The organism is Priestia sp. P5_B4 (assembly GCF_056400385.1).
This window is the reverse complement of record NZ_JBFULJ010000799.1, coordinates 1-1,770: the sequence shown is the minus strand read 5'-3', so window position 1 is coordinate 1,770 and position 1,770 is coordinate 1. Positions and strand designations below refer to the sequence as shown.

3 protein-coding genes are annotated in these 1,770 nt (G+C 39.3%); all 3 read left to right on the top strand.

Going from position 1 to position 1,770, the window contains the following annotated elements; translation table 11 throughout:
- The coding region (locus AC1DRF_RS26100; protein WP_477742088.1) for a DeoR/GlpR family DNA-binding transcription regulator at window positions 1-491 on the top strand (491 nt) is incomplete at its 5' end.
- The gene (pfkB, locus tag AC1DRF_RS26095) at window positions 488-1,402 is read left to right on the top strand and encodes a 1-phosphofructokinase (RefSeq protein WP_477742087.1); all 915 of its coding nucleotides are present in this window, start codon (window positions 488-490) and stop codon (window positions 1,400-1,402) included. The genes AC1DRF_RS26100 and pfkB, both read left to right, overlap by 4 nt.
- A 12-nt stretch (window positions 1,403-1,414) precedes the next feature.
- On the top strand, window positions 1,415-1,770 hold a 356-nt coding region (locus AC1DRF_RS26090), incomplete at its 3' end, for a PTS sugar transporter subunit IIA (RefSeq protein ID WP_477742086.1).

Below are 1,770 nucleotides of genomic sequence, written 5' to 3'. Positions count from 1 at the left end.
CCATTATAAATGAAGGTGACTGTATTTTTTTAGATGCAGGAACTACAACGTATGAAATGATTCCTTTTTTAAAGCAAAAAGATGTAGTTGTCGTGACAAATGGTTTAATGCATTTAAACCCGATGCTAGAACAAGGTATCACCCTCTATTTAATTGGGGGATCTGTTAAACATAAAACGGGCGCTTTAATTGGCAATGGAGCTCTTTTAAGTCTTGAGCAATATCGTTTTGATAAGTGCTTTATGGGAGCGAATGGGATTCATCATCAATATGGATATACAACTCCTGATCCAGAAGAAGCATTGATCAAGCAAACGGCAATGAAGCTGTCTAGAGAATCTTATATTTTATCAGATTCCACTAAGTTTTTTGAAACAAGCTTTGCGAAAATAGCCGATTTACATGAAGCAAAAATTATAACAAATGACGTACCTAGCGATGTACTTATACAGTATGCAAACAAAACAGACATAAAGGTTGTGAAATCATGATTTATACATGTACGTTGAACCCATCCGTTGATTACGTAGTACATGTTTCATCATTCGAAGAAGGCGGGCTTAACCGCACAACGAATGAAGCCAAGTTTCCAGGAGGAAAAGGCATTAACGTCTCTCGCGTTTTAAAGCGATTAGGTGTTGATAATAAAGCTCTCGGTTTTGTAGCTGGCTTTACAGGAACCTATATCGAAGACTACTTAAAAGCGGAGAATATCGAAACAGCTTTTACAAGAGTTGAGGGAGATACCCGTATTAACGTAAAGTTAAAAACAGAAAAAGAAACAGAAATTAACGGTCAAGGACCTGCTATTACAGACGAAGCGCTTCAGTCTTTATTGACTCAAGTAAAGCAAATGACTGAAGGCGATATCTTCGTATTAGCGGGGAGTATACCGAAAACGCTTCCAAGTTCTGTGTATGAAACGTTAACTGAACTAGCAGCAGCGAACGGAGTAAAAGTTGTAGTAGATGCAAGTGGAAAAACTTTGCTAGACGTCGTGTCCCACAAGCCGTTTTTTATCAAACCGAATCATCATGAACTTGCAGAATTGTTTGATGTAGAGATAAACAGTGCAGAAGATGCGCTAGTATATGGTAAGAAGCTCGTGGAACAAGGAGCGCAAAACGTCGTTGTGTCTATGGCAGGTGATGGAGCACTGCTTATTAACGAAAGCGGTGTCTACAGTGCCACAGTCCCTAAAGGAACGGTAAAAAATTCTGTTGGAGCTGGCGATTCACTTGTAGCTGGATTTATTGCTTCTTATGTAAAACAAGGGGATTTATTAGAAGCTTTTCAAACAGGAGTAGCTTCAGGAAGTGCCACAGCATTCTCACTTGAATTATGTACAGCAGAAGATGTAAAGACGCTTCGTGAACAAGTGTCAACCACAAAGGTAGAGTAGGGGGAAACGAGAATGAGAATTACTGAATTATTAAAAAAAGATACAATCATTCTTGATTTAAAAAGCACGTCAAAAGCTGATGTTATTGATGAATTAGTTGGAAAATTAGACGAAGCTGGTCGCTTAAGCGACCGAGCTGGCTATAAAGAAGCAATTTTAAATCGTGAATCTCAAAGTACAACGGGAATTGGAGAAGGCATTGCCATTCCGCATGCGAAAACAAGCTCGGTAAAAACACCGGCCATTGCATTTGGACGCTCAACAGAAGGTATCGATTATGAATCATTAGACGGACAGCCTGCACACTTATTCTTCATGATTGCAGCGAGTGAAGGAGCGAATAATGCTCACTTAGAAACATTATCTCG